The sequence below is a fragment of the Sphingomonas adhaesiva genome, assembly GCF_002374855.1.
In the GTDB taxonomy this organism is placed as follows: domain Bacteria; phylum Pseudomonadota; class Alphaproteobacteria; order Sphingomonadales; family Sphingomonadaceae; genus Sphingomonas; species Sphingomonas adhaesiva.
The window spans coordinates 148,464-174,943 of sequence record NZ_NWVC01000004.1 but is presented as its reverse complement, the minus strand read 5'-3'; the positions used below and the strand labels follow the sequence as shown (position 1 = coordinate 174,943).

21 protein-coding genes are annotated in these 26,480 nt (G+C 69.4%); 9 read left to right on the top strand and 12 right to left on the bottom strand.

Going from position 1 to position 26,480, the window contains the following annotated elements; all coding sequences use genetic code 11:
* Positions 1-141 precede the first annotated feature (141 nt).
* Both katG and COA07_RS10465 read left to right on the top strand, forming a co-directional pair.
* Positions 142-2,376, top strand: coding sequence for a catalase/peroxidase HPI (katG, locus tag COA07_RS10470; RefSeq protein WP_066710469.1), 2,235 nt, complete (start codon positions 142-144; stop codon positions 2,374-2,376).
* A 329-nt stretch (positions 2,377-2,705) separates the two neighbouring features.
* Positions 2,706-4,034, top strand: coding sequence for a PQQ-dependent sugar dehydrogenase (locus COA07_RS10465; RefSeq protein WP_066710445.1), 1,329 nt, complete (start codon positions 2,706-2,708; stop codon positions 4,032-4,034).
* Positions 4,035-4,271: 237 nt separating this feature from the next.
* Here the strand turns inward: COA07_RS10465 and COA07_RS10460 are convergent, their stop codons facing one another.
* Complete coding sequence (locus tag COA07_RS10460) at positions 4,272-4,574, bottom strand: polyhydroxyalkanoic acid system family protein (RefSeq protein ID WP_066710448.1); 303 nt, start codon at positions 4,572-4,574, stop codon at positions 4,272-4,274.
* Entirely contained in the window at positions 4,571-5,005 is a 435-nt protein-coding gene (locus COA07_RS10455; protein ID WP_066710471.1) for a VOC family protein, read from the bottom strand. The genes COA07_RS10460 and COA07_RS10455 overlap by 4 nt, the downstream gene beginning before the upstream one ends.
* Before the next feature lie 104 nt (positions 5,006-5,109).
* On the opposite strand from COA07_RS10455, the gene lnt reads away from it, so the two are divergent.
* Positions 5,110-6,663, top strand: a complete 1,554-nt coding sequence (gene lnt / locus COA07_RS10450; RefSeq protein ID WP_066710450.1) for an apolipoprotein N-acyltransferase — start codon at positions 5,110-5,112, stop codon at positions 6,661-6,663.
* Positions 6,664-6,707: 44 nt separating this feature from the next.
* On the top strand, positions 6,708-7,925 hold the full coding sequence (gene metK, locus COA07_RS10445; protein ID WP_066710453.1) for a methionine adenosyltransferase: 1,218 nt from the start codon (positions 6,708-6,710) through the stop codon (positions 7,923-7,925).
* Positions 7,926-8,396: 471 nt separating this feature from the next.
* Here the strand turns inward: metK and COA07_RS10440 are convergent, their stop codons facing one another.
* The 7 genes from COA07_RS10440 to COA07_RS10410 all read right to left on the bottom strand — a co-directional run bounded on the left by COA07_RS10440 (position 8,397) and on the right by COA07_RS10410 (position 17,532).
* On the bottom strand, positions 8,397-8,702 hold the full coding sequence (locus COA07_RS10440; protein ID WP_141396506.1) for a hypothetical protein: 306 nt from the start codon (positions 8,700-8,702) through the stop codon (positions 8,397-8,399).
* 19 nt (positions 8,703-8,721) lie between these two features.
* Entirely contained in the window at positions 8,722-11,076 is a 2,355-nt protein-coding gene (locus tag COA07_RS10435) for a ribonuclease R family protein (RefSeq protein ID WP_096640955.1), read from the bottom strand.
* A gap of 45 nt (positions 11,077-11,121) precedes the next feature.
* Complete coding sequence (locus tag COA07_RS10430; protein WP_066710459.1) at positions 11,122-11,901, bottom strand: metallophosphoesterase family protein; 780 nt, start codon at positions 11,899-11,901, stop codon at positions 11,122-11,124.
* Positions 11,898-12,737, bottom strand: a complete 840-nt coding sequence (locus COA07_RS10425; protein ID WP_096640953.1) for a diacylglycerol/lipid kinase family protein — start codon at positions 12,735-12,737, stop codon at positions 11,898-11,900. The genes COA07_RS10430 and COA07_RS10425 overlap by 4 nt, the downstream gene beginning before the upstream one ends.
* 68 nt (positions 12,738-12,805) lie before the next feature.
* A complete protein-coding gene (locus tag COA07_RS10420) occupies positions 12,806-13,573 on the bottom strand; it encodes a Crp/Fnr family transcriptional regulator (protein WP_096640951.1) in 768 nt (255 codons plus the stop codon).
* 257 nt (positions 13,574-13,830) lie between these two features.
* Positions 13,831-15,381, bottom strand: a complete 1,551-nt coding sequence (locus tag COA07_RS10415; RefSeq protein WP_066712742.1) for a GAF domain-containing protein — start codon at positions 15,379-15,381, stop codon at positions 13,831-13,833.
* A 63-nt stretch (positions 15,382-15,444) separates the two neighbouring features.
* Positions 15,445-17,532, bottom strand: a complete 2,088-nt coding sequence (locus COA07_RS10410; protein ID WP_373853935.1) for a prolyl oligopeptidase family serine peptidase — start codon at positions 17,530-17,532, stop codon at positions 15,445-15,447.
* A 185-nt stretch (positions 17,533-17,717) separates the two neighbouring features.
* Here COA07_RS10410 and paoA point away from each other — a divergent pair, with 185 nt between their 5' ends.
* Genes paoA through paoC form a run of 3 tightly spaced genes read left to right on the top strand, consistent with a single transcriptional unit; the run spans position 17,718 to position 21,510 of the window.
* The gene (gene paoA, locus COA07_RS10405; protein ID WP_096640949.1) at positions 17,718-18,365 is read left to right on the top strand and encodes an aldehyde dehydrogenase iron-sulfur subunit PaoA; all 648 of its coding nucleotides are present in this window, start codon (positions 17,718-17,720) and stop codon (positions 18,363-18,365) included.
* Entirely contained in the window at positions 18,362-19,318 is a 957-nt protein-coding gene (locus COA07_RS10400) for an FAD binding domain-containing protein (RefSeq protein WP_066711485.1), read from the top strand. The genes paoA and COA07_RS10400 overlap by 4 nt, the downstream gene beginning before the upstream one ends.
* On the top strand, positions 19,315-21,510 hold the full coding sequence (gene paoC / locus COA07_RS10395) for an aldehyde oxidoreductase molybdenum-binding subunit PaoC (protein ID WP_066711486.1): 2,196 nt from the start codon (positions 19,315-19,317) through the stop codon (positions 21,508-21,510). Before COA07_RS10400 ends, paoC begins: the two co-directional genes overlap by 4 nt.
* A 310-nt stretch (positions 21,511-21,820) precedes the next feature.
* Here the strand turns inward: paoC and COA07_RS10390 are convergent, their stop codons facing one another.
* Positions 21,821-22,654: a ferredoxin--NADP reductase gene (locus tag COA07_RS10390; protein WP_281254089.1), complete on the bottom strand. Its 834-nt coding sequence runs from the start codon at positions 22,652-22,654 to the stop codon at positions 21,821-21,823.
* A gap of 212 nt (positions 22,655-22,866) precedes the next feature.
* On the opposite strand from COA07_RS10390, the gene uvrB reads away from it, so the two are divergent.
* Both uvrB and COA07_RS10380 read left to right on the top strand, forming a co-directional pair.
* Complete coding sequence (gene uvrB, locus COA07_RS10385) at positions 22,867-25,062, top strand: excinuclease ABC subunit UvrB (protein WP_066711488.1); 2,196 nt, start codon at positions 22,867-22,869, stop codon at positions 25,060-25,062.
* A 45-nt stretch (positions 25,063-25,107) separates the two neighbouring features.
* On the top strand, positions 25,108-25,842 hold the full coding sequence (locus COA07_RS10380; protein WP_083956900.1) for a TonB family protein: 735 nt from the start codon (positions 25,108-25,110) through the stop codon (positions 25,840-25,842).
* A gap of 5 nt (positions 25,843-25,847) precedes the next feature.
* Here the strand turns inward: COA07_RS10380 and COA07_RS18280 are convergent, their stop codons facing one another.
* A complete protein-coding gene (locus tag COA07_RS18280) occupies positions 25,848-25,997 on the bottom strand; it encodes a hypothetical protein (protein WP_157085244.1) in 150 nt (49 codons plus the stop codon).
* Positions 25,998-26,008: 11 nt separating this feature from the next.
* Positions 26,009-26,377, bottom strand: a complete 369-nt coding sequence (locus COA07_RS10375; protein ID WP_066711489.1) for a PRC-barrel domain-containing protein — start codon at positions 26,375-26,377, stop codon at positions 26,009-26,011.
* Positions 26,378-26,480: the final 103 nt, after the last annotated feature.

The following is a 26,480-nucleotide window of genomic DNA, read 5'->3' as shown; positions in this document are numbered from 1 at the left end:
TCGATCATACCATCCAGTAATTCGCATTTTCCCGATCAGTGGGTCTGATCTAGCTTCCTGTCATTGATCCGTACGAAGGCGCGGGCACATTGTCCGCGTCGATCGCCCGGAACGGGCGGCGGTTGAGAGGAGATGACCCCGATGGACAAGATCGCCGATGGCAGCCCGCTGAGCTGCCCGATGAAGGAGCCGGGCGCGCTGCGCTCGCTGCTGGGCCGCACCAACCGCGACTGGTGGCCCAACCAGCTGCCCCTCGACATCCTCCACCAGCGCGGGGTCACCGGCAATCCGTGGGGCGACGATTTCGACTATGCGAAGGAATTCCTGTCGCTCGACCTGGCGGCGGTGAAGGCGGATCTGCGCGCACTGATGACCGACAGCCAGCCGTGGTGGCCGGCGGACTATGGCCATTACGGCCCGTTCTTCATCCGCATGGCGTGGCATTCGGCCGGCACCTATCGCACCGGCGACGGCCGCGGCGGTTCGTCGTCGGGCGCGCAGCGGTTCGCCCCGCTCAACAGCTGGCCGGATAACGCCAACCTGGATAAGGCGCGCCGGCTGCTGTGGCCGATCAAGCAGAAATACGGCCGCAAGCTCAGCTGGGCGGACCTGTTCATCCTGACCGGCAACGTCGCGATCGAATCGATGGGCGGCCCGGTGTTCGGCTTCGGCGGCGGCCGCAAGGACGATTACGAGCCGGAGAAGGACGTCTACTGGGGCACCGAGGAGGAATGGGTCGGCCATGCCGACAACCAGACCCGCATCCAGCCCGACCGCGAGATGGTGCTGGAAAGCCCGCTCGCCGCGATCCAGATGGGCCTCATCTACGTCAATCCCGAGGGGCCGGGCGGCAACCCCGACGCCGCGCAGTCGGCGCGCGACATCCGCGAGACGTTCGCGCGGATGGGCATGAACGATGAGGAAACCGTCGCGCTGACCGCGGGCGGCCACACGTTCGGCAAGGCGCACGGCGCGGGCGACGCCTCGCTGGTGGGGGCCGAGCCGGAAGGGTCGGACATCGCGCAGATGGGCCTGGGCTGGCAATCGACGCACGAAAGCGGCTTTGGCGATCACACGATCACCAGCGGCATCGAGGGCGCGTGGACGCCCACGCCGATCCAGTGGGACATGACCTATTTCGACATGCTGCTGGACCATGAATACGAACTGGTGCGCAGCCCGGCGGGCGCCAAGCAGTGGCAGCCGGTCGGCAACCCGGCCGAAACGCTGGCGCCCGGCGCGCACAGCCCCGACCGCCGCGTGCCGACGATGATGACCACCGCCGACATGGCGATGAAGGTGGACCCGGCATATCGCCAGGTGATGGAGAAGTTCCGGGCGGACCCCGCCTACTTCGCCGACGCCTTCGCCCGGGCGTGGTTCAAGCTGTGCCACCGCGACATGGGGCCGAAAGCGCGCTACCTGGGCGCCGACGTGCCGGCCGAGGACCTGATCTGGCAGGATCCGATCCCCGCGGTCGACCACCCGCTGATCGACGCGGGCGACATCGCGGCGCTGAAGGGCAAGCTGCTGGCGTCCGGCCTGTCGGTCGCCGATCTGGTGCGCACCGCCTGGGCATCGGCCAGCACCTATCGCGGGTCCGACCATCGCGGCGGCGCCAATGGCGCGCGCATCCGCCTGGCCCCTCAGAAGGACTGGGACGTCAACGAACCCGCCAAGCTGGCGCGCGTGCTGGGCGTGCTGGAACAGGTGAAGGCCGAGTTCGACGGCGCGGCGACGGGCGGCAAGAAGGTGTCGATCGCCGACCTGATCGTGCTGGGCGGCGCCGCCGGGATCGAGAAGGCGGCGAAGGATGCCGGGCATGCCGTGACCGTGCCCTTCACCCCCGGCCGTACCGACGCGACCGCGGAACAGACCGATGCCGAAGGCTTCGACGTGCTGGAGCCGAAGGCGGACGGGTTCCGCAACTACCTGCAGGTGCGGTTCAACGTGCCGACCGAGGAACTGCTGGTCGATCGGGCGCAATTGCTGGGGCTGAGCGCGCCGGCGATGACCGCGCTGGTCGGCGGGCTGCGCGTGCTGGGCGTCAACCATGGCGACTCGCCGCACGGCGTGCTGACCGACCGCGTCGGGCAGCTGACCACCGACTTCTTCGTCAACCTGCTCGACATGGGCACGGCGTGGAAGCAGGTCGATGGCGAGGGCGACGAGACCTATGTGGGCACCGATCGCGCCACCGACGAGCGGAAGTGGACCGCGACTCGCACCGACCTGGTGTTCGGTTCGAACTCGCAGCTGCGCGGGCTGGTCGAGGTCTATGCCAGCGCCGACGCGCACGAAAAGTTCGTGAAGGACTTCGTCGCGGCATGGTGCAAGGTCATGGACGCTGACCGATTTGATCTGGCCAAGCGCTGATCGATCGGCTAGCAAGCCTTTGACGAATTGGGAGGGATCGGCCGACACACCCGTCGATGGCCCGTCCCTCCCTCGCTTACCGGCCAGGCAAGCCCTTCGGGTCGCCCGAACGCTGTCAGGCCGGGGGTCGTCGGCGTGCCCCCCACGTCGGCGGCCTTCCCCGACCACTCACGCGCTGTCGCCACCCGCACCGGGGGCGGCAGCGCGTTTCGTTTGTGGCACGTCGTTTGGGGAAAGGGGCGGAACCGTGCGGCCGCTGCCACGTAGGACGCCCGGGGGGGCGCATCATGGGGATGGCCCCCGCCCCGCCAAGGCGATAGACCCAGCCCATGCGCAAACACATCCTTCGCGTGCTCGCCCTCCTCATCGTCATCGCGATCGCGGCGTTCGCGTGGCTCGCCTGGCCCGACAAGGCGCGCGAGGATATCGCCGCCGTCAGCGGCGCACGGCCGGACATCACGCAACCGCGCGAACAGGTGATCCCGACGGTCAAGACCGCCAAGCCGATCGGCTGGGCCCAGGGACAGACGCCGACCGCCGCCGCGGGGCTGCGCGTCGCCGCCTTCGCCACCGGGCTGGACCATCCGCGCTGGCTGTACCGCCTGCCCAACGGCGACGTGCTGGTCGCCGAGACCAATTCGCCCCCGCGCGAGGGCGGCGGGATCACCGGCTGGGTGATGCGCGTGATGATGGGCCGCGTCGGCGCGGGCGTGCCGTCCGCCAACCGCATCACGCTGCTGCGCGATTCCGATGGCGACGGCGTGGCGGAACTGAAGACGCCCTTCATGACCGGGCTGAACTCGCCGTTCGGCATGGCGCTGCTGGACGGGCAATTGTACATCGCCAACACCGACGCGCTGGTGCGCGTGCCCTATACCGCGGGCGCCACGAAGATCACCGCCAAGCCCGAACTGGTCGTCAAGCTGCCCGGCGGCGGCAACCACTGGGCGCGCAACGTCATCCCGGCGGAGGACGGCAGGACGCTGTACGTGTCGGTCGGCTCGGCGTCGAACATCGCCGAGAACGGGCTGGCCGCCGAACGCAACCGCGCCGCGATCCTGCAGGTATGGCCCAAGGACAAGACCTATCGCGTCTTCGCCGCCGGCCTGCGCAACCCCAACGGCATGGCGCTGGTGCCGGGCACCAACCGGCTGTGGACGGTGGTGAACGAGCGCGACATGCTGGGGTCCGACCTGGTCCCCGATTACCTGACCGCGGTGGAACTGGGCGACCATTTCGGCTGGCCGTGGTATTATTGGGGCGGCTATGTCGACAATCGCGTCGAGCCGAAGAACCCGCAGCTCCAGCAATATTCCAAGCGTCCCGACTATGCGCTGGGGCCGCACGTCGCCGCGCTGGGCCTGACCTTCGCCGCCGACGCGAAGCTGGGCGACCGCTTCGCGCGCGGCGCCTTCATCGGCGAGCACGGATCATGGAACCGCTCGCCGCTGTCGGGCTACAAGGTGGTGTTCGTACCGTTCAACGAAGCGGGCTGGCCCGTACCGGGCGCGAAGCCGGTCGACGTGCTGACTGGCTTCGTCAATGACGACGGCAAGGCGCACGGCCGCCCGGTGGGGGTCATCACCGACCGGGCCGGCGGGCTGCTGGTGGCGGACGACGTGGGCAATGCGATCTGGCGGGTGAGCGCGGGGCGGTAGCGATCAGGCCGAAGTGCCCGCGGGGCAGGCCGGGCGCATCGTGACGGGAGATCCCAGCTTTCGCTGGGATGACGTTCGGGCATCGTCGCAGGGGCGACGCGATTTGGGCGAGCGGGATGCGCGCTGTGTACCCATCCGTCACCCCAGCGAAGGCTGGGGTCTTTCGGGGGAACGCCCCCCGGGGACAACCGGAAGATCCTAGCCTTCGCCGGGATGACCGGTAGCCAGTGGCGCGCCCTACTCCAGCAGCTTCGGCCCGTCCTTCTGCAGCTTCTGGCGCAGCGGTTCGGCGAACATCGCCAGGAAGCCGGGCAGGTCGAACACCGCATGGACGTTGCGGTCGGCGACCTCCAGCCTGACCGCGATCCGCTGGCCCATCCCCTCCACGGTGAAGTGCAGCGTGTCGCCGTCCCAGCGATGTTCGGCGACATGCCCGCCGGGGACATATTCGGCCAGCTTGCCGAACCCGCCCTCGATCCGCTGCCGCGCCGCCGCCACGCCCAGCTGGTGCGGCAGGTCCACTTCGATCGGCTGGCTCATCGGTCGGTCTTCTCCGTTTCGAACAACATCGCGTCGTCGGCGAACGCCTTGAACTCCAGCGCGTTGCCGCTGGGATCGCGAAAGAACATCGTCGCCTGCTCGCCCGGCAGCCCCTTGAACCGCACATAGGGCGCGATGCCGAACGGCACGCCCGCCGCCTCCACCCGCGCGGCCAGCGCGTGCCAGTCGTCCATCGTCAGCACGATGCCGAAATGCGGCACCGGCACGTGATGCCCGTCGACGGCATTTTCGGTCGCGACCGCGCGGGCGTCGGGATCGAGGTGGGCGACGATCTGGTGACCGCGGAAATCGAAGTCGATCCACTGGTCGCTCGACCGCCCTTCCGCACAGCCGAGCACGCGCGTGTAGAAATCGCGCGCGGCGGCCAGATCGTGGACGGGAAAGGCGAGATGGAACGGGCGCAATGTCATGTGGTTGTGATACGCCTGCGCCAAGCGCGCGTCACCCCTTCCCCCGCCCCTCCCTCATGACGCCGGCTTGTCCGCGCCGCCCGATCAGGACATCACCCCCGCCGATGACCGTGCTTCGCCGCTATCCCGCCCTTGCCGCCCTGTTGCTCGGCGCCGCCGCCGCCTGCGGCTTCGCCCCGCTCGACTGGTGGTGGCTGACGCTCGCCTGCCTAGCGGGGTGGATGTGGCTGGTGCACGACGCGCCGACGCTGCGGCAGGCGGCGTGGCGCGGCTGGGCGTTCGGGGTCGGGCATTTCACGATCAACGACAATTGGTTCCAGCACGCCTTCGACTTCCAGGACAAGATGCCGCCGGTGCTGGGCTATGTCGCGCCGCTGGCGCTGGCGCTGTATCTGGCGGTCTATCCGGCGATCGCGGCCGCGCTGGCGTGGCGGATGCGCCGCCCGGCGATCGACACCGCGTTCGTGCTGCTGTTCGCCGCGGCGTGGATATTGACCGAATGGCTGAGGAGCTGGGTGTTCACCGGCTATGCCTGGGACCCGCTGGGGGTGATCTGGCTGGGATTGCCGGTCAACGACGTCGCGCTGCTGGGGCGCGACATCGGCACCTATGCGCTGTCGGGGCTGTTCGTCGTCACCGCCGGCGCGCTGCTGCTCCTCGTCACGCGGCGGCGCTGGCCGCTGGCCGCCGCACTGGTCGCGTTGCTGGCGGTGCAGGTCGTGCGCGGGTTCGGCGACGTGCCCGATTCCGACACGCGCGACGGGCCGACCGACCCGCGCGTCGTCACCGTCCAGCCCAATGTCGCGCAGGACCAGCGCGGCGACAGCGACCAGGCGATGATGCTGGCGCGGCTGACCCGGCTGTCGGGGCGGCCCGGCGCCGCGCCGCGGCTGGTGCTGTGGCCCGAAGGGGTGATCCGCGACTTCATCGAGGACGATTACCCGACGTGGATCTATGGCGCGACCAGCCCCTACGCCACGCGCGCGCGGATGGCGTCGGTGCTGGGGCCGCGCGACCTGTTGATGACCGGCGGCACCGCGCTGCATTTCGATCGCGGCGGCGACGTCGCCAGCGCGGCCAATTCGGTGTTCCTGATCGACCCGCGCGGGCGCATCCGCTGGCGTTACGACAAGGCGCATCTGGTCCCCTATGGCGAATATCTGCCGATGCCGTGGCTGCTGCGCCCGCTGGGTCTGTCGCGGCTGGTGCCCGGCGATATCGACTTCATCCCCGGCCCCGGCCCGCGCACGCTGGACCTGCCTGCCTTCGGCCCGGTGGGGGTGCAGGTGTGCTACGAGATCATCTTCTCCGGCCATGTCACCGACCGCGCGCATCGCCCACAGCTGATCTTCAACCCGTCGAACGAGGCGTGGTTCGGCACATGGGGGCCGCCGCAGTTTCTGCGCCAGGCGCAGCTGCGCGCGATCGAGGAAGGCCTGCCGATCGTGCGCGCGACGCCCAACAGCAATTCGTCGGTGATCTCCGCCGATGGCGAGGTGCTGGGCGTGGTGCCGCACCATCGCGCGGGGGCGATCGACCTGCCGATCCCCCCGGCGCACCTGCCGACGCCCTTCGCGCGGATGGGCAATGCGATGGCGGCGATCGTGGGTGCCATGCTGGTGGCGATCGCATTTGCCATCCGCCGCCGCCCGCGATAGAGACATAAAGGCATCTTTATATCGTTATCCCTGCTGGAGCGCCCATGCGTCAGTCGTTCATCTTCACCTCCGAGTCCGTTTCCGAAGGTCACCCGGACAAGGTCGCCGACCAGATTTCCGACTCGATCGTCGATCTGTTCCTGTCCAAGGATCCCGAGGCGCGCGTCGCGTGCGAAACGCTGACCACGACCCAGCTGGTCGTGCTGGCCGGCGAGATTCGCGGCAAGGGCGTGTATGAGGACGGCCAGTGGGCGCCGGGCGTCGAAGCGGAGATCGAGGCGACCGTCCGCGCGACGGTGAAGCGCATCGGCTACGAACAGTCGGGCTTCCACTGGAACGAATTCCGCTTCCTCAACGAACTGCACGGCCAGTCCGCGCATATCGCGATGGGCGTCGACGAAAGCGGCAACAAGGACGAGGGCGCGGGCGACCAGGGCATCATGTTCGGTTACGCGACCGACGAGACGCCGGGGCTGATGCCCGCCACGCTGTACTACAGCCACAAGATCCTGGAGCGGATGGCCGCCGACCGGCATTCGGGCGCGGCGCCGTTCCTGGAGCCGGACGCCAAGAGCCAGGTGACGCTGCAATATGAAGGCGGCGTGCCGGTGAAGGCGACCGCGCTGGTCGTGTCGACCCAGCATGCGCCCGGCTATTGCGAGAAGGGCGAGAACGCCGACGCCGCGAAGTACGCGGTGCTGCGCGATTACGTGATGGGCGTGTTCAAGGACGTGCTGCCCGACGGCTTCATCGACGACGCGACCAAGATCTACATCAACCCGACCGGCCAGTTCGAGATCGGCGGGCCGGACGGCGACGCCGGGCTGACGGGGCGCAAGATCATCGTCGACACCTATGGCGGCGCGGCCCCGCACGGCGGCGGCGCGTTCAGCGGCAAGGACCCGACCAAGGTCGACCGCTCGGCCGCCTATGTCGCGCGCTATCTGGCGAAGAACGTCGTTGCGGCGGGGCTGGCCAAGCGCTGCACGATCCAGCTGTCCTATGCGATCGGCATCGCCGAGCCGCTGTCTGTCTATGTCGACCTGCACGGCACCGGCACGGTCGAGGAGGCCGCGCTGGAGACCGCGCTGCCGCAGCTCGTCCGGCTGACGCCGAAGGGCATCCGCGAGCATCTGAAGCTCAACGCCCCGATCTATTCGAAGACCGCCGCCTACGGCCATTTCGGCCGCACGCCGGAAGGTGACCTGTTCACCTGGGAAAAGACCGACCTGGTCGACGCGCTGAAGGCGAAGGTCGCCTGAGCGAGGTGACCACGGGATAGCGGAAAGGCCTTCCCCGGCGGGTGTCGGGGGAGGCCTTTTTCGTTTTGGGAGCTGGTTCTCGCTACGTCTCCCCAGCGAAGGCTGGGGTCTGGTGCCGGGCGGGCGTGGCGGTTTCAACGGGGAGACCCCAGCCTTCGCTGGGGTGACGTGTTGGGGGGCGCTACTCCCCGCCCAACCGTCGTCGCCCCTGCGCAGGCAGGGGCCTATCGCTGTGGCGTGCGTCGGCGCCGTCGGACACTTGCGCTGCGCCGCTTGTTGCCGGCGGTGTCATCCACTCGGCAGATATGGGCCCCTGCCTGCGCAGCGGCGACGGCGTGTCGGCCACCATCGTCACCCCAGCGAAAGCTGGGGTCTGGTGCTGGGCGGGCGTGGCGATTCCAACGGGGAGACCCCAGCCTTCGCTGGGGTGACGATTGAAGGCGCGCTACTCCCGCCCGACCGCCGACGTCCCTACCCGCCGATCAGCATCGCGCCCGCAGCGGCGAAGCCGGCGACCGCCAATATCCCCAGTACGCGCGCCAGCGATTCCTTGCGGAAATCGCCAAGCCGCTTTTCCACCAGCCAGAAGGTGCCCGCCGGCGTCTTCTCGATCGCGCCGAACGACACCATCCGGTCGAAGACGCGGCGTTCCAGCCGCCCCGTGGGCCGTTCGAAGGCGATCGCAGTTTCCTTGCGCGTCGCGCCCGCGGACACGAAATGCCATTCGATCCGCTTGCGCGCGCGCGCGACCATCGCCGCCACTACCGTTCCCGACATCGCCTGCGATTCCCTTTCGTTACTTCCGGCGCCCCTGATGGCGGATATTGCCGGGCCGTCCGCGTCGCTTGAGCACGCGCGGCGGCTTCGCCGCGCCCTCGCCGCGCCGCGCACCCGCCGACGGGGTGCCGTAGCGACCCTCGGGCAGTTCGAAGCGCAGCGCGCCCGACACCGGATTGGCTTCCGCCAGCCGCAGGTCGAGCCGCTGGCCCTGCGCATATTCCTCGCCGCTGGTTTCGCCGACCAGCCGCCGCGCGGCTTCGTCGAAGCGGAAATATTCGCCGCCCAGGTCGCGCACCGGCATCAGCCCGTCGCCGCCCATCCCCTCGACGGTGGCGAAGAAGCCGAAATTGGTGACGCCGGTGATCCGCACCGGCACGATCTGCCCGACGCGTTCGGACAGGAAGGCGGCGACATAGCGGTCGATCGTCTCGCGCTCGGCCTCCATCGCGCGGCGTTCCAGCGCGCTGATCGTCTCGCCCACGCGCTCGAAATCCTCGTCCCCGCCCAGCCCGCCCGGCCCCAGCGCATAGGCGGACACCAATGCGCGGTGGACCATCAGGTCGGCGTAGCGGCGGATCGGCGAGGTGAAATGCGCATAGCTGCCCAGCGCCAGCCCGAAATGGCCGTGGTTGGCGGGCGCGTAATAGGCCTGCGTCTGCGAACGCAGGATCTGCTCCATGATCTCCGGTCGGAAATCGGCATCGCCGACGCGTTCGATCAGGTGGTTGAACGTCGCCGGGCGGATCACCTGCCCCAGCGCGAAGGGGACGCCGAACGTCTCCAGATAATCCTTGAGCGCGACCAGCTTCTCACGCGCGGGAGGTTCGTGGACGCGGTACATCACCGGCGCCTTCTTCACCTCCAGCGCCTTGGCGGCGGCGACGTTGGCGGCGATCATGTAATCCTCGATCAGCCGGTGCGCGTCGAGCCGCTCGCGCGCGGCGACCGACACGATGCGGCCTTGGTCGTCCAGCACGACGCGGCGTTCGGGCAGGTCGAGTTCGAGCGGCGCGCGCGCATCGCGCGCCCTGGCGAGGGCGCGCCAGCAATCCCAGAGGTGCGACAAGGCGGTGAGGATATCCTCCCCGAGCTCGTCTCGGGGAGGGGGACCGGCCGCAGGCTGGTGGAGGGGCGGATGCGGAACGGCGGCGTCCGTGGCCCCGGCCCCTCCACCACCGACTGCGTCGGCGGTCCCCCTCCCCGAGCCTAGCTCGGGGAGGAGCGCGTCGATCGCGGCCTGCGCGTCCTCATAGGCGATGTTGGCCGCCAGCCGCACGGTGGCGCGGGTGAAGCGCCACGCCTTGAGCGCGCCGACCTTCGACACCTGAAGGTGGCAGGCGAGCGCGGCGCGATCCTCGCCCTCCTTCAGCGAACACACGTCGGCGGACAGGATTTCCGGCAGCATCGGCACGACGCGGTCGGGGAAATAGACCGAGTTGCCGCGCGCGCGCGCCTCGCGGTCCAGCGCGCTGCCGGGGCGGACGTAGAAGCTGACGTCCGCGATCGCGACGATCGCCTTCCACCCGCCCTCGTTGGCGGGATCGTCGTCGGGCGCGGCCCAGACGGCGTCGTCGTGATCGCGCGCATCGGCGGGGTCGATCGCGACGATCGGCAGGTGGGTCAGGTCCTCCCGCCCCGCGCCCAGCGGCTGGCGCGCGACCCGTGCGGCCTCCTCCAGCGCCTCGGCGGCGAAGACATCGGGGATGCCCAGCTTGTGGATCGCGATCAGCGAGAAGCTGCGCGGCGCGAACGGATCGCCCAGCCGCTGCACCACCCGTGCGGTGATCCGCGGCGGGCGCCCGGCCTTTTCGGCCAGCACCAGTTCGCCCGCTTCCGCGCCGCCTGCGTCGTATACGGCGACTTCGCGCCGCTCCTTCTTGTCGACCGCCTGCAGCCACATCCGCTCGCCTTCGCCGCGCAGCACGCCGATCATCTGTTCGGCGCTGGGCTTGAGCACCTTCATCGGATGCGCGGTCCAGCCGCCGCCGGTCTCCTCGGTCCGCGCCAGCACGCGTTCGCCGACGCCCAGCGCGCCGCGCTTGCGTTCGCGCACGCGGATGCGCGGGGCGGGCACGTCGGCCTCCCAGCGTTCGGGCGCGGCCCACACGTTGCCGCCGTCGTCGACATCGACGATGCGCAGCACCGTCACCTTGGGCAGCCCGCCCATCGCGTGGAAGGCGCGGCCGGGCGCGCTGTCGATCAGCCCTTCGTCGGCCATGTCCTTCAGCAGCGCCTTGAGCGCGATCTTCTCCTGCGCGGACAGCGCGAAGGCGCGCGCGATCTCGCGCTTGCCCGCCGGGACGTCGGACGTGGCGATGAAATCGAGGATCTGCTGGCGCGTGGGCAGGCCGGGCGGGGGTTTCTTGGGCACGTCAGCGGCAATAGGCGATGGCGCCCGCCGACGCCACCGCCCCCGTCATACCGTCGCCCCGGCGGTGGTCGAACCGCTGATCGGGTGCGACGCCTCGCCCATGTGGCGTACGAAGGTTTCGAAGGTCCGGCCGGTCACGCGGATGTCGTTGAAGGCAGGCGGGGTGGCGCGCGTCCGCTTCGACAGCGTGCCCGCGCCGATCATCCGCACGCGCCAGCCGTTGCGGTCGTACGGGATGTCGAACGGGTCGTGCACATGGCCGGACAGCACCGCATGCGCGCCCGCATCCGCCAGCGCGGCCAGCGCGACGCCGCCGTTCCGGGTACGCGCGGTGCCGGTCGTCCCGCCCTCGATCAGCGGATGATGCCCGGCGACGAAGATCAGGTGATCCTTCGGCGCATCGGCGATGATCGCCAGCGCGCGGCGCAGCGACCCCGGGCTGACCCGCCCCTTCGACCAGTTCCAGCGCCATTGCGCACGCGCCGTGGTCTTGAGCGGGACGACGGTGATCCCCGCGATGTCGAGCGGGCGCTCGATCATCTTTTCGACCGCGGCATAGCGCGAATAGGGCGCGAGCAGCCGGCGGATCGGGTCCCAATAATAGGGCAGGTCGTGGTTGCCGACCTCCAGCGTCACCGGCACGCCCAGGCTGCGCAGCCAGGCGCCGCCCGCCTCGAACTCGCGCGTGGTGGCGCGCATCGTCAGGTCGCCGGTCATGATGACCGCATCGGGGCGCTCCGCCGCGACGCACTGGCCGAACCACGCGATCGCCGCCGGGTCTTCCGCGCCGAAGTGCACGTCGCTTACGTGGAACAGCTTGGTCATGCGGCGGGCTTTCGCGTCTGGAGGAGGATTTGGCGGGTCTGGAGGAACATCGGGCGTGACCGCTCCAAGCGCAGAACGCTGCCCGCTGGCAAGAGCGCGGGTTCGCCGTCGAACAGCGCGGCGACCGGGCGCCGCCCGCCCAGCCGCACCGTCGCGCGCTGGAGGCTGGTGACCGCGCCCGCCGCGATCCAGTCGCCGCTCAGCCATTCCCAGCCCAGTTCTGCAAGCATCCGCCCGTCCGACGCATCGACCGCCGCGATGCGCAGCGCATCGTCCCCGGCGCTGACGAACACCGCCTGCGGACGGCCGGCGACGCCCGCGATCGCGATGCCGCGCCCGCGCGAGCGGGCCCATGCGGCGCGCACCGCGCGCAGCGCCGCGCGCCAGCGACCCGCCCGCCAGCGTTCGCGCGCGTGGTTCCACGCCGTCGCCGGCCCCAGGATGACGCCCACGAACGCGCGATGCTCCGCCGCGGCGATGACCGGCAGATCGACCGTGCGCGACCGGTCGAGCTGCGCGACGATCGCGGCGGGCGCGGCATCGCCGTGCAGCGCGCGCGCCAGCATGTTCATCGTGCCGCCGGGCAGGATCAGCAGCGTGCCGGCCCAGTCGGCATAGCGCCGCGCCGCCGCGTTGATCGTGCCGTCACCCGCCAGCACCACGACGGTATCGACCTGCGCCGCGTCCAGCGCGCGCAGTTCGGGCAAGGGTTCCGCCGGAAAGTCGGTGCGTCCCGCCAGCACGCCACGCGCCGCGAGCGCCGCCACGACGCCCTCCAGCGTGGTGTCGGAAACCGAGCCGGAGCGGGCGTTGGCGATCAGCCAGAAACGGGTCATGCGCGCCCAACGCGCGCGGGCGCGAACGGCTGCACTGCCGGAGGGGGCACCGATCGGAAAAGGCGGCGCTACGCCGTCGGCGTCACGGCCGCAGCAGCCTCCTGCATCGCGGACACGCGCGGCGGGATGCGGCCGATCTTGCGTGCCAGCGCGACCGGATCGGTCAGGGTGACGCGCCCGCCCTTCCATTGCAGGTCGCCGTCGCGGCGCGCCTGCTGGACCATGCGGTTGACGTGGACGGAGGTGAGGCCGAGCGCGTCGGCCAGCACTTCCTGCGTCAGCGGCAATTCGAAGGCATCGCCCTGCGCCATCCCGTTGAGCGTCAGCCGTTCGTGGAGTTCCAGCAGCAGGTCGGCGATCCGTTCCTGTGCGTTGAGCCGCCCCAGCCGGGTGATCTGCGCGAGCAGATATGCCTCGTCCAGCGCCGCGCTGACCGCATAGGTGTCCGCCAGCGCGGGCGCATCGTCGATCGACGGCGGGCGGCACGCGACGACGTCGGTCACCGCGATCACCGTCGCCGCCGCCAGCGGTTGCGGCTGCGCGTTCATCCCGATCAGATCGCCGGGGACCAGGAAGCTCATGAACTGGCGGCGGCCGTCGGGCAGCAGCCGCACCCGCGCCGCCCAGCCGCGCAGCAGCAGCCGCGGCTCGGCGATCGCGCGCCCCTCGCTGGTCAGTTCGCGGCGGGCGCGCACCGGATAGGCGCGCGCGACCGCGTCCGCCAGGCCGGTAGCAGCGGCGGCACCGTCCAGGCCCAGCGCGGCGAACCGGACCAGCGCGGGTTCCTCTGCCAGGTCATACCGCCCGTCTGCGATGTGCGCGGTGTTGCGGGGCATTGCGAATTCTCCTTGGCACAGACGGTCGACCGCTAGGATGGCAGGACATCAGGCACGGACATCCGGTGGGGGAAACAGCCTACACCAGATTGGGTAATACCAATCAATATAGAGCTTTACACCAAAAAACACGGGCGATGCGGCCAAGCGGTGCTCCATCGGGAGGAGCGGCCCGCCATATGGTTGACGCACGCGCACCACGCCGCCACGATCCGCGCCGCTTGCCGCCACCCGGCCGTCGCCGCGTTTCGCCGACATCAGAACGTGGTGTCGCCATCGACGAGCGGCACGTCGACCAGGCAGCGGATGCCGCCGCCCAGGAATTCCAGCCTCGCCGTCGCGTCCAGCCGCCGCGGCAGCGAATCCTCGATCAGCAGCGTGCCGAACCCCTGTCGCGTAGGCGCGATCGGTACCGCCGGCACCCCGCATTCGGTCCACGCGAGGCGCAACCGGGGCAGCGCCCCGTCGACAGCGGCCGCGAGCGTCCAGGCGATGTCGACGCGCCCGCCCGGCACCTTGAACGCGCCGAACTTGACCGCGTTGATCGCCAGTTCGTGGATCGCCAGGCCCAGCACCTCCGCCACCATCGGCGGCAACGCCACGTCGGGGCCGTCCAGCCGCAGCCCGGTGCCTTCCCCCACGCCGACGTTGAGCAATTCGTCGCGGATCAGGTTTTCCAGGTCGACGCGCCCGCTGGCGGTCTGCGCCACCACCGATTGCGTCCGCGCCAGCGAATCGAGCCGTCCGCGGAAATGGTCGGCGACATCCTCCAGCGAATCGCGCGAATCGACGGTCTGGGCGAACACCGACCGCACCAGCGTCAGGATGTTGCGCACGCGATACTGCAATTCGGCGACCAGCTCGCGCTGACGATCCTGCAATACCCGCAGCTCGGTGACGTCGGTGGCTGCGCCGAACCAGTGGGTGATCGTGTCGTCGGCATCGCGGACGGGGAACTGGCGCACCAGATACCAGCGATAGCTGCCGTCGCGATGGCGCACGCGATGCTGGTGGATCAGCGGTTCGCCACCGGCAAAGGCATGGCGGAACACGCGCTCGCTCGTCGCGACGTCGTCGGGGTGGATCTGCTTCAGCCAGCCCCAGTCGCTGCTTTCCGAGAACGGCTGTCCCGTCAGGCGCTGCCACTGGCGGTTGGAGGTGACGGTGCGCCCCTCCGCATCGGCGCGCCACAGCATCGCGGGCACGAGTTCGAACATGACGTCGCGCATCGCGTCGCTCTCGCGCAGCCGCTGCTCGGCGCGCTGGCGCATCAGTGCCTGGACGATGGCGGGGGCCATTTCCTCCACCATCTCGCGTTCCTCGTCGCGAAACCCGCCCTCGCGGTTGCCCAGCGCGATCAGGCCGATGACGCGGCCGTCGTGACGCAGCGGCACGCCCAGAAAATTGTTCAGCGGCGGATGGCCGTCCGGCGTGCCGATCCGGTCGGGGTGCGTCGCCGGATCGTTGGCGATCAGGCTGACGCCGTCGCGCACGACCCGCCCGTGGAGGCCGTGGACGTGAAAGCCGCTAAGCAGCTTGCCGCGCGGCCATTGCGGATCGTCGCGGGTGAAGGCCGCCCAGCCGCGCTCGCTGATCGCCAGATCGTCGAGCCGGCCGGTCGCGCGGTTCACCTCCCCCATGAAGCTGAACGCGGCGCCGGTCACGTCCTCGGCCACCGCCAGGCACAATTGGCCCAGCGTCTCCTCCGACCGGGCGGACAGCGCCTCCCGGAAGATCCGGTTGATGCCTTCCAGCACCGCATTCTTCCGACGGAGCGCGTCCATCAGGATCGCATGGGGATATTCCATACTCGCCACTCCGCCTTCACGCATCACCCGTCTACGGAAAAACCGTTGACAAATAATGCCTTATCACTGGCCATCGGCCCTTGTAGCGGTTCGATAGCGATCGAACCATGCGACGATGGCCGCAATCCGCGCGGCCGATTGCGACGGGCGCGCCGCCAGCCCGCCATGGCTGGCCCCCGGCACCTTCACCAGCGCACTGGGGACGCCCGCGATGCGCAGCGCCGCGTAATATTGCTCCGCCTCGCTGACCGGGGTCCGGTAATCCTCGCTGCCGACCACGACCAGCGTCGGGGTCTTCACATTGCCGACCAGGCTGAGCGGCGAGCGGTTCCAATAGCCCATCGGATCCTCCCACGGCAGCTTGGCGAACCAGTAGCGCGACGTGAAGAGCGTGTTGTCCATGGTCAGCGCCTCGCTGATCCAGTTGACGACCGGCTTCTGCGTCGCGGCGGCCTTGAACCGGTTGTTCTTGCCGACGATCCACGCGGTCAGCAGGCCGCCGCCAGACCCGCCGGTGACGAACAGATTGTCGGGATCGGCGGTGCCGTCCGCGATCGCGGCATCCACCGCGGCCATCAGGTCGTTGTAATCCTGCGCCGGATAGGTCTTGTTGATGAGGTTCGCGAATTCCGCGCCATAGGAGGTGGAACCGCGCGGGTTGGTCCACAGCACGGCATAGCCGGCGGCGGCGTACAATTGCATGTCGGTGCCGAAGCCTGGGCCGTAGGCGGCGTGCGGCCCGCCGTGGATTTCCAGCACCAGCGGCACGCGCTGCCCGGGCCGGCGCCCCGGCGGGGTGGCGATCCAGGCGTCGATCGCACGCCCGTCGGGCGCGGTGACCGCGATCTTGCGCACCGGCGCCAGCGCCTTGGCCGCCGCCAGCGTGGCGTTGAGGTCGGTCAGCCGCCGCGCCTTGCCGCCGGACCAGACCCACACGTCCGCCGGCGCCTCCGCCCCGCCGCCGGTGAAGGCGACCGCGCCGCCCGTCGAAACCGAGAAATCGCCGCCGGTATAGGGGCGGTCCAGCCCGTCGCCCTTCAGATTGTCGGCCACCGGCACGACGCGGCCGTCCAGCCCGATCCGCGCCAGCTTGCGCAGGCCATGGTCGTCATAGCTGGCGAACAGGCTGCGCCCGTCGCCGGCCCATTGCGCATCCTCGATCGTGCGGTCGAGCGATGCGGTCAGCGAGCGCGGCGCCGCGCCGTCCGCACCGCCGACGTACAATTCGCCATTCTCATAGGCGCGGCGCTTGTCGTCGAAGCCGACCCAGGCGAGCCGTGTGCCGTCCGGCGACCAGCGCGCGCCGCCGTCCGGCCCGTCGCGCGTGGTCAGCGTCGTCAGCGCGCCGGTGGCGACGTCGACGGCGTAGACGTCGCTGTTCATCACCTCGCGCTCGGCATCCTTCGCGCGGATCGCGGAGAAGGTGATGCGCCGGCCATCGCGGCTCCACGACAGCGGGCCGCCGTCGTCGAACCGGCCGAACGTCAGCTGGCGCGCCGCGCCGCCGTCCGCGCCGACCACGAACAGATGGTCGTAGCCCGGCTTGCGATAGCCCGGCCCGTCGTTGCGATAGGTGATGCGGTCGATCACCTCCAGCGGGGGCGCCCATTTCGCGCCCTCCGGCTTGGGCGGCGCCTTGCCCAGCGTGGCGGCATCGCCCGCGACATTGGCGACATAGGCGATCTGCCGCCCGTCCGGCGACCAGGCGATCGCGCCGGGATCACCGGGGAAGCTGGTGATTCGCGCCGACACGCCGGTCGCGACCCAGCGCACGAACAGCTGCGCGGCATCGCCGTCGCCCGCGACATAGGCGATGCGCGTGCCGTCGGGCGACCAGCGCGGGCTGCTGCCGGAGGCGACCAGCGGCGTCTGGCGCCCGCTGGCCACGTCGATCAGCCACAGCGATCCGGCCATGCGATCGGTCATGACGTCGCCGGTGCGCCGGACATAGGCGATCTGCCGGCCGTCCGGGCTGATCTGCGGATCGCTGGCGACCGACAGACCGAACAGGTCGGCGCCGGTGAAGCCGCGCACCGGGCCGTCCGCGGGAGCGGCATTGGGCTGGGTGGAGGCCTGGGCGGCGGGTTCGACCTGGGCGAGGACGGGGTACGGGGTCAGCGCGATCAGCGCGACGGACAGAAGGATACGCACGATCGTTCGGCTCCGGTGGAAAGTGACGGCGGCGACCATGACGCAAGCGCGGCGCGGCGCAAGCGCGATGACGCACGACCATATACCGTTCGATACAGTCGGATACGATCTGGATCAGCCGCGTTGCGCGATGCAGAACATCCGCGGGCGAATCCGTCCGGATACCGCCTGCCAGGGGGACTTTCATGAACGACGAACCGGCCTTTACCCTGTCGCGCCGCGGCGCGCTCGTCGGCGGTGCGGCCGCCGCTGCCGCCGGCGCGGTGCCGATCGACGCCGGCGCCGCCCCGACCGGCCCGGCGCAGCCCGCACCGCCGACCGTGCCGGTGCGCTTCACCGTGAACGGCAAGGCGCGCGCGCTCGATCTCGATCCGCGCGTCACGCTGCTCGATGCGCTGCGCGAGCATCTGAACCTGACCGGCAGCAAGAAGGGCTGCGACCATGGCCAGTGCGGCGCGTGCACGGTGATGGTGGAAGGCAAGCGGATCAATTCGTGCCTAACGCTGGCGGTGATGCACGACGGCGACGCGATCACCACGATCGAGGGGCTGGGCCGCCCCGGCGACCTGCACCCGATGCAGGCGGCGTTCGTGAAGCACGACGGTTTCCAGTGCGGCTATTGCACCCCCGGGCAGATCATGAGCTCGATCGCGGTGCTGCAGGAGATCAAGGACGGCGTGCCCAGCTACGTCACCGCCGACGTCGCCGGCAGCGCCACGCTGACCGGCGAGGAACTGCGCGAGCGGATGAGCGGCAACATCTGCCGCTGCGCCGCTTATTCGAACATCATCGCCGCGATCGCCGACGTGGCGGGGGCAAAGGACGTCGCATGAAGCCCTTCACCTACGAACGCGCCGCCAGCCCCGCCGCCGCCGCCGCCGCGGTCGCGCGCACGCCGGGCGCGAAATTCGTCGCGGGCGGCACCAACCTGCTCGACCTGATGAAATTGCAGATCGAGACGCCGCGCCATCTGGTCGACGTCAATCGGCTGGGCCTCGACACGATCGAGCCGACCGCCGAGGGCGGCATCCGGATCGGTGCGCTGGTCCGCAACACCGCGCTGGCCGCCGATGCGCGCGTGCGGCGCGACTATGGCGTGCTGAGCCGGGCGCTGGTGTCGGGCGCGTCGGGCCAGCTGCGCAACAAGGCGACCACTGCCGGCAACCTGCTCCAGCGGACGCGCTGCCCGTATTTCTACGACACCAACCAGCCGTGCAACAAGCGCCAGCCGGGTTCGGGCTGTGCCGCGATCGGCGGGTTCAACCGCAATCTGGCGATCCTGGGCACCAGCAAGGATTGCATCGCCACGCACCCCAGCGACATGGCGGTGGCAATGCGCGCACTCGACGCGACGGTCGAAACGGTGATGCCCAACGGCCAGACGCGGCGCATCGCGATCGCCGATTTCCACCGCCTGCCCGGCAGCACGCCATGGGTGGAAACCGCGCTGGTCGCCGGCGAGATGATCACCGCGGTCACCCTGCCCGCCCCGGTTGGGGGCACGCACATCTATCGCAAGGTGCGCGACCGGTCGTCCTATGCCTTCGCCACCATCTCGGTCGCGGCGGTGCTGCGCCCGACGAACGGCACCGCGCGCTTCGCGTTCGGCGGGCTGGCGCACAAGCCGTGGCGCGTCGAGGCAGCGGAAACGCGCGTCGACGGCGGGGCGAAGGCGATCGCCGCCGCCGCGCTGGCCGGCGCGCAGACCACCGACCAGAATGGATTCAAGATACCGCTGGTGGAGCGAACGCTCGCCTCGGTCCTGGCCGAGGGAGCCGCGGCATGAAGTTCGAAACGCCCGCGGGCACCAACCCGATCGACCAGCGCCGGGTGATCGGCAAGCCGACCCCGCGCATCGACGGCCCGCTGAAGGTGACCGGCACGGCGCCCTATGCCTTCGAACGCAACGACGTCGCGCCCGGCCATGCCTATGGCGTGATCGTCGGCAGCGCGGTGGCCAAAGGGCGGATCGCGCGCATCGACACCGCCGACGCAGCGCGCGCACCCGGCGTGATAGCGATCGTCACGCATGAAAACGCCGGCAAGCTGGGCAAGGCCAAGGCGCATACCGCCACGATGCTGGCCGGGCCGATGGTCGAACATTACGACCAGGCAGTGGCGATCGTCGTCGCCGAGACGTTCGAACAGGCGCGCGACGCGGCCAAGCGCGTGCGCGTGGACTATGCGCGCGCCAAGGGCCGCTACGATCTGGCCGCGGCGAAGGCCGGCGCGCCGATCGCGCCGGGCGACAAGATGAAGACCGCGGTCGGCGACTTCGCGCGCGCTTTCGCCGCCGCGCCGGTGACGGTCGACGCCACCTACACCACCCCCGACCAGAGCCACACGATGATGGAGCCGCACGCCACCATCGCGGCGTGGGACGGCGACACGGTGACGCTGTGGACGTCGAACCAGATGATCGCCTGGGCGGTGCGCGACATGAGCGAGACGCTGCTGATCCCGAAGGAGAAGATCCGCGTCGTCTCCCCCTATGTCGGCGGCGGGTTCGGCGGGAAGCTGTGGGTGCGGTCCGACGCGGTGATGGCCGCGCTGGCGGCGCGCGCGGCGAAGCGCCCGGTCAAGGTCGCGCTCGCGCGGGCGCAGATCATGAACAACACCACGCACCGCCCCGCGACGATCCAGCGCATCCGGCTGGGCGCGGACAGGACGGGGAAGATCACCGCGATCGCGCACCAAACCTGGTCGGGCGACCTGCCCGGCGGCGGGCCGGAGACGGCGGCCAACCAGACGCAATTGCTCTACGCCGGCGCCAACCGGCTGACCGAGACGCGGCTGGCGGTGCTCGACCTGCCCGAAGCCAATGCGATGCGCGCGCCGGGCGAGGCGCCGGGGATGATGGCGCTGGAAGTCGCGATGGACGAACTGGCGGAAAAGCTGGGGATGGACCCGGTGCGCCTGCGCATCCTGAACGACACGCAGGTCGATCCCGAAAAACCCGAACGGCCGTTTTCCGACCGCCATCTGGTGCGCTGCCTTGAGGAAGGCGCGCAGCGGTTCGGCTGGGCACGGCGCAGCGCGACGCCGGGCAAAATGCGCGACGGGCGCTGGCTGGTCGGCATGGGCGTGGCCGCAGCGTTCCGCAACAACATGAACATGAAGAGCGGTGCGCGCGTCGGCGTCGATCGCAAGGGCATGGTCACCGTCGCCACCGACATGACCGACATCGGCACCGGCAGCTATACGATCATCGCGCAGACCGCGGCGGAGATGATGGGCGTGCCGCTGGACAAGGTCATCGTCCTGCTGGGCGACAGCCGCTTTCCGGAATCGGCGGGATCGGGCGGGCAATGGGGCGGCAACAGCTCCACCGCGGGCGTCTATGCCGCGTGTGTCGACCTGCGCCGCCGCATCGCGCAGAAGCTGGGCTTCGACGCCGATCGCGCGACCTTCGCCGACGGGAAGGTCAGCGACGGCGGCCGCTCGGTCGATCTGGCGAAGGCCGCGGGCGACGACGGAATCAGCGGCGAGGACACGATCGAGTTCGGCCGCCTCAATGACGATTATGCGCAGGCGACGTTCGGCGCGCATTTCGTCGAGGCGGGCGTCGATGCGCATACCGGCGAGATCCGCGTGCGGCGCATGTCGGGCGTGTACGACGCCGGGCGCATCCTGAACCCCGTGTCCGCGCGCAGCCAGGTGATCGGTGGCATGTCGATGGGGATCGGCGCGGCGTTGATGGAGGATGCGGTGGTCGATCCGCGCTTCGGCTATTTCGTCAACCACGACCTGGCCGAATATCACGTCCCCGTGCACCTCGACGTGCCGCACCAGGAGGTGGTGTTCCTCGATACGCTGGACGACAAGACGTCGCCGATGAAGGCCAAGGGCGTCGGCGAACTGGGGATGTGCGGCGCGGCGGCGGCGGTGGCCAATGCGGTCTACAACGCCTGCGGCGTACGGATCCGCGACTATCCGCTGACGCTGGACAAGGTGCTGAAGGGGCTGGCGCGGGTGTGACCCGCGAGGGGGAGCGCGGCTGGCGTCGCGCTCCCTTACCCACGGCTACGGCCTTTCGCCGGAGCACCTTGTCGCCACCGGCGTCATCCCAGCGAAGGCTGGGATCTGTCCGTTGTGGCGCGTAGCGTCCACAACGTAGAGACCCCAGCCTTCGCTGGGGTGACGGCTTATTCCGTCGCCCCTGCGAAGGCAGGGGCCTATGTCTGCCGGAGTGAAAGCCCATCAGCGGACACAGGCGGGATGCCGCGTGTTACGAGCGCAACGCCGAACGACACAGCGATAGGCCCCTGCCTGCGCTGGGGCGACGTTCTTAATCGACGAACGCGCGCTCGATCACGAACTGGCCGGGGTTGGCGTTCGACCCTTCGGTCAGCCCCGCCGCTTCCAGGATACCCGCGGTTTCGCGGATCATCGCGGTCGATCCGCACAGCATGACGCGGTCGGTTTCGGGATCGAAGCGCGTGTCGCCGACCAGCGGCGCGCCGAACAGCCGCCCGTCCTCGATCAGCGTCGTGATCCGGCCCATCGTGTGGAACTCCTCGCGCGTGACGCACGGCAGATAGTGGAATTGCTCGGCCGCCTGATCGGACACCAGCGGATCGTCGGCCAGCCGCTCGCTCAGCATGTCGTGCCACGCCAGATCGTCGACGCGGCGTACGCCGTGGACGATCACCACCTGTTCGAACCGCTCATACGCCTCCGGGTCGCGCGCCACGCTCAGGAACGGGGCCAGCCCGGTGCCGGTCGACAGCAGGAACAATCGCTTGCCGCCCAGCAGCGCGTCGAGCACCAGGGTACCGGTCGGCTTCTTGCCCATGTACAGCTGGTCGCCGGGCTTCACCGCCTGCAACCGGCCGGTCAGCGGGCCGTCCGGCACCTTGATCGACAGGAATTCCAGTTCCTCGGCCCAGGACGGGCTGGCGATCGAATAGGCGCGCATGACCGGCTTGGGCGGCTTGCCCGCCACCGCCTCGCCCTCGCCCGGCAGGCCGATCATCACGAATTCGCCCGAGCGGAAGCGGAACGACGCCGGCCGCTCGACCGCGAAGCTGAACAGATGTTCGTTCCAGTGCCGCACCCATTTCACGGCCACGGTCTGGAACGCGGCATTTTCCGGGATCAGGACGGGCGCGCCCGTATCGATGCTCACTTCTGTCTATCTCCATCGCGGCAACCGTAACGACGGCCCCATGGCCCGCGGATGCCCCATTCACGAGCGTGCCGATGGCCGCTGCGCCGGTCCATGGCAAGAAACGCTTGGCTTGGCGGATGCAAGCATTTTTTGCGAACAGGTCGCAGCGCACTTCCATCCCGACCGTCGTTGCGTGCGCGGCGATGTTCCCCATATTCCCCCATATGGCGATCCAGATCCGCACCAGCCTTGCCGAGCCGGAAACCGGCGACAGCTTCGTCCCCCATCGGCCGCAGCGGCCCGAGAAGGTGGAGGGCGGCAAGCCGTTCAAGCTGGTCAGCGACTATCAGCCGTCCGGAGACCAGCCGACCGCGATCGCCGAGCTGGTCGGCGCCGCGCGCCAGGGGGAGCGCGACCAGGTGCTGCTGGGCGTCACCGGATCGGGCAAGACGTTCACCATGGCCAAGGTGATCGAACAGTTGCAGCGCCCCGCGCTGATCCTGGCACCCAACAAGATTCTGGCCGCGCAATTGTACGGCGAGTTCAAGAGCTTCTTTCCCGAAAACGCGGTCGAATATTTCGTCAGTTATTACGACTATTACCAGCCGGAGGCATATGTCCCGCGCTCCGACACCTATATCGAGAAGGAAAGCTCGATCAACGAGGCGATCGACCGGATGCGCCATTCGGCCACCCGATCGCTCCTGGAGCGCGACGACGTGCTGATCGTCGCATCGGTATCGTGCCTGTACGGCATCGGTTCGGTCGAAACCTATTCGGCGATGATCTTCGACCTGAAGAAGGGCCAGTCGGTCGACCAGCGCGAGATCGTGCGCAAGCTGGTGGCGTTGCAGTACAAGCGCAACGACGCCGCGTTCCAGCGCGGCAATTTCCGGGTGAAGGGCGACAACCTCGAAATCTTCCCGTCGCATTATGAGGACAGCGCATGGCGCGTGTCGTTCTTCGGCGACGAGATCGAGGATATCGTCGAATTCGACCCGCTGACCGGGCGGAAGGCCGCCAGCCTGTCGTCGATCCGCGTCTATGCCAATTCGCACTATGTCACCCCCGGCCCGACGATGAAGCAGGCGAGCGAGGCGATCCGCCACGAACTGACCGAGCGGCTGAAGGAGCTGGAGGCGGAGGGCAAGCTCTTGGAGCGCCAGCGGCTGGAGCAGCGCACGCATTTCGACCTGGAGATGATCGCCGCAACCGGCAGTTGCAACGGGATCGAGAATTACAGCCGCTTCCTGACCGGCCGCCTGCCCGGCGAGCCGCCGCCCACGCTGTTCGAATATCTGCCGGAAAACGCGCTGCTGTTCGTCGACGAAAGCCACCAGACGGTGCCGCAGATCGGCGCGATGGCGCGCGGCGACCACCGGCGCAAGATCACGCTGGCCGAATATGGCTTCCGCCTGCCCAGCTGCATCGACAACCGCCCGCTGCGCTTCAACGAATGGGACGCGATGCGCCCGCAGACGGTGTGCGTGTCCGCGACGCCGGGATCGTGGGAGATGGAACAGTCCGGCGGCGTCTTCGCCGAACAGGTGATCCGCCCGACCGGGCTGATCGACCCGCCGGTGGAAATCCGCCCGGTCGAGGAACAGGTGCAGGACTGCATCGTCGAATGCCGCGCCACCGCGGAGAAGGGGTTCCGCACGCTCGTCACCACGCTGACCAAGCGGATGGCGGAGGACCTGACCGAATATATGCACGAGGCCGGGGTGCGCGTGCGCTACATGCATTCCGACGTCGAGACGCTGGAGCGGATCGAGCTGATCCGCGACCTGCGGCTGGGGGTGTACGACGTGCTGATCGGCATCAACCTGCTGCGCGAGGGGCTGGACATCCCCGAATGCGGGCTGGTGTGCATCATGGACGCCGACAAGGAAGGCTTCCTGCGGTCCGAAACGTCGCTGATCCAGACGATCGGGCGCGCGGCGCGCAACGTCGAGGGGCGCGTGATCCTGTACGCCGACCGCATCACCGGCAGCATGGAGCGCGCGATGAACGAAACCGCGCGCCGCCGCGAAAAGCAGGAGGCGTACAACCGCGAACACGGCATCACCCCCACCACGATCCGCCGCGACATCGGCGACATCATCGCGCACGTCGCCTCGCAGGATCAGGTGACGGTCGAGATCGACGAACAGCGCCCGCACATGGTCGGCCACAACCTGCGCGCCTATATCGAGGAGCTGGAGAAGAAGATGCGCAAGGCCGCATCGGATCTGGAATTCGAGGAGGCTGGCCGCCTGCGCGACGAAATCCGCCAGCTGGAACAGGAAGAGCTGGGCCTGCCGGTCGAACAGCACAAGGCGCCGGTGATGGGCCGCAGCAACGAAGGCAAGCCGGGTACGCGCAAGACCCGCTTCGGCAAGACGCAACGCAAGTTCGGCGGCGCGCGCGGAGCGCGGTGAGGCGGATCAGCCTGGGTTCAGCCGCGGCGCGCTAGCGCGAGGGTCATGTACGCAGCACCGCGTCAGGAACGGATCGGATCGGCGGTCGCCGCAGGGGCGCTGACCTCGGCGATCGGCTGGGCGCTGCTGACCGGGCTGGCGGGGGGCATGATGCGGGTGCCGCTGGACGAAGGACTGGCGGTCTTTCGCGTCGATCCGCCGCCGCGCCCGCCGGAAAAGGTCGTGCCGAAGAAGACGGCCGTCTCGCGCCCGTCGGGGCGTGCCGCGCCGCCGAACATCCGGTCGCAGGCGACGCAGGTCGCGGCGCCGCGGCCGATCGTCGTCGTCCCGCTACCGCCGCCGCCGATCACCGTCGCGCTCAAGCCGTTCGCGGGTGACGACGCGACTCAGGGAGCGACGACCCGCGTCGGCCCGGGTACGGGCGCGGGCGGCGTGGGCGACGGGACCGGCAGCGGCGGCTGGGGTGACGGCGACGGCAGCGGGATGGACGAGACGCCGCCGGTGCATGTCCGCGGGCGACTGCGCGATGCCGATTACCCCGGCGACGTCGGCGAGGCCGGGTTCCAGGGGACCGTATCGGTCAAGTTCCTGGTGTGGGTCGACGGGCGGGTGCGCGATTGCAGCGTTACCCGATCGAGCGGCAATGCGACGCTGGACGCCACCACCTGCCGCCTGATCGAACAGCGGTTCCGCTACCGCCCGTCACGCGATGCGGACGGGCGGGCGGTGCCGGCGTGGATCATCGAGAACCATCAATGGGTGATCGAGCCGGACCGGTGACGCGCCTACCGGTCGCGGTGCGGCGCGTCCTGCGGCTCGGCATCGGTGGTCTGCGGCGGATTGGTGTTGCCCTTGTCGGGTGAATCGGGATCGGTCAGCAGTTCCTCGACCGCTTCCTGCACCGCATTGTCGCCGTCGCGCTTCGTCGTCGTCATCATCCCGCTCCTCAACCGACCGCCAGATTCTCGCCGCCGACCTGATAGTAACTGGCGACGCGATCGGCGTAGGATTGGTCGAACACCGGCGCGTTGTTCGCCCAGCTCGGCCCGCCTTCCAGCATCCGCCGGTCGATCGTCACGACGAAGCCGTCGCGTACCGGATCATATTGCAGCAGCGAGAACGGCAGCGGGTAGAAGCTCTTGCCCATCCCCAGGAAACCGCCAAGGCTCAGCACCGCATGGGTGGTGCGCCCCGATGCCTTGTGCACCATGAAGGCATGGACCGACCCAAGGTGATCGCCGTCGCGGCTGTCGACCTTCATCGTTTCGGAAAGATTGGCCTGCACCAGGATCTGGGTCGGCGTGTCGTCGGGCATGGAACCTCCGGCTGTCGAACTTGCTGTGGATCAAACCGCCGGTCCGCCGCGCCGGTTCCGCGACGGGGCGCGGCCGCGGCGGTTGAGCCGCGCGGGGCAATCC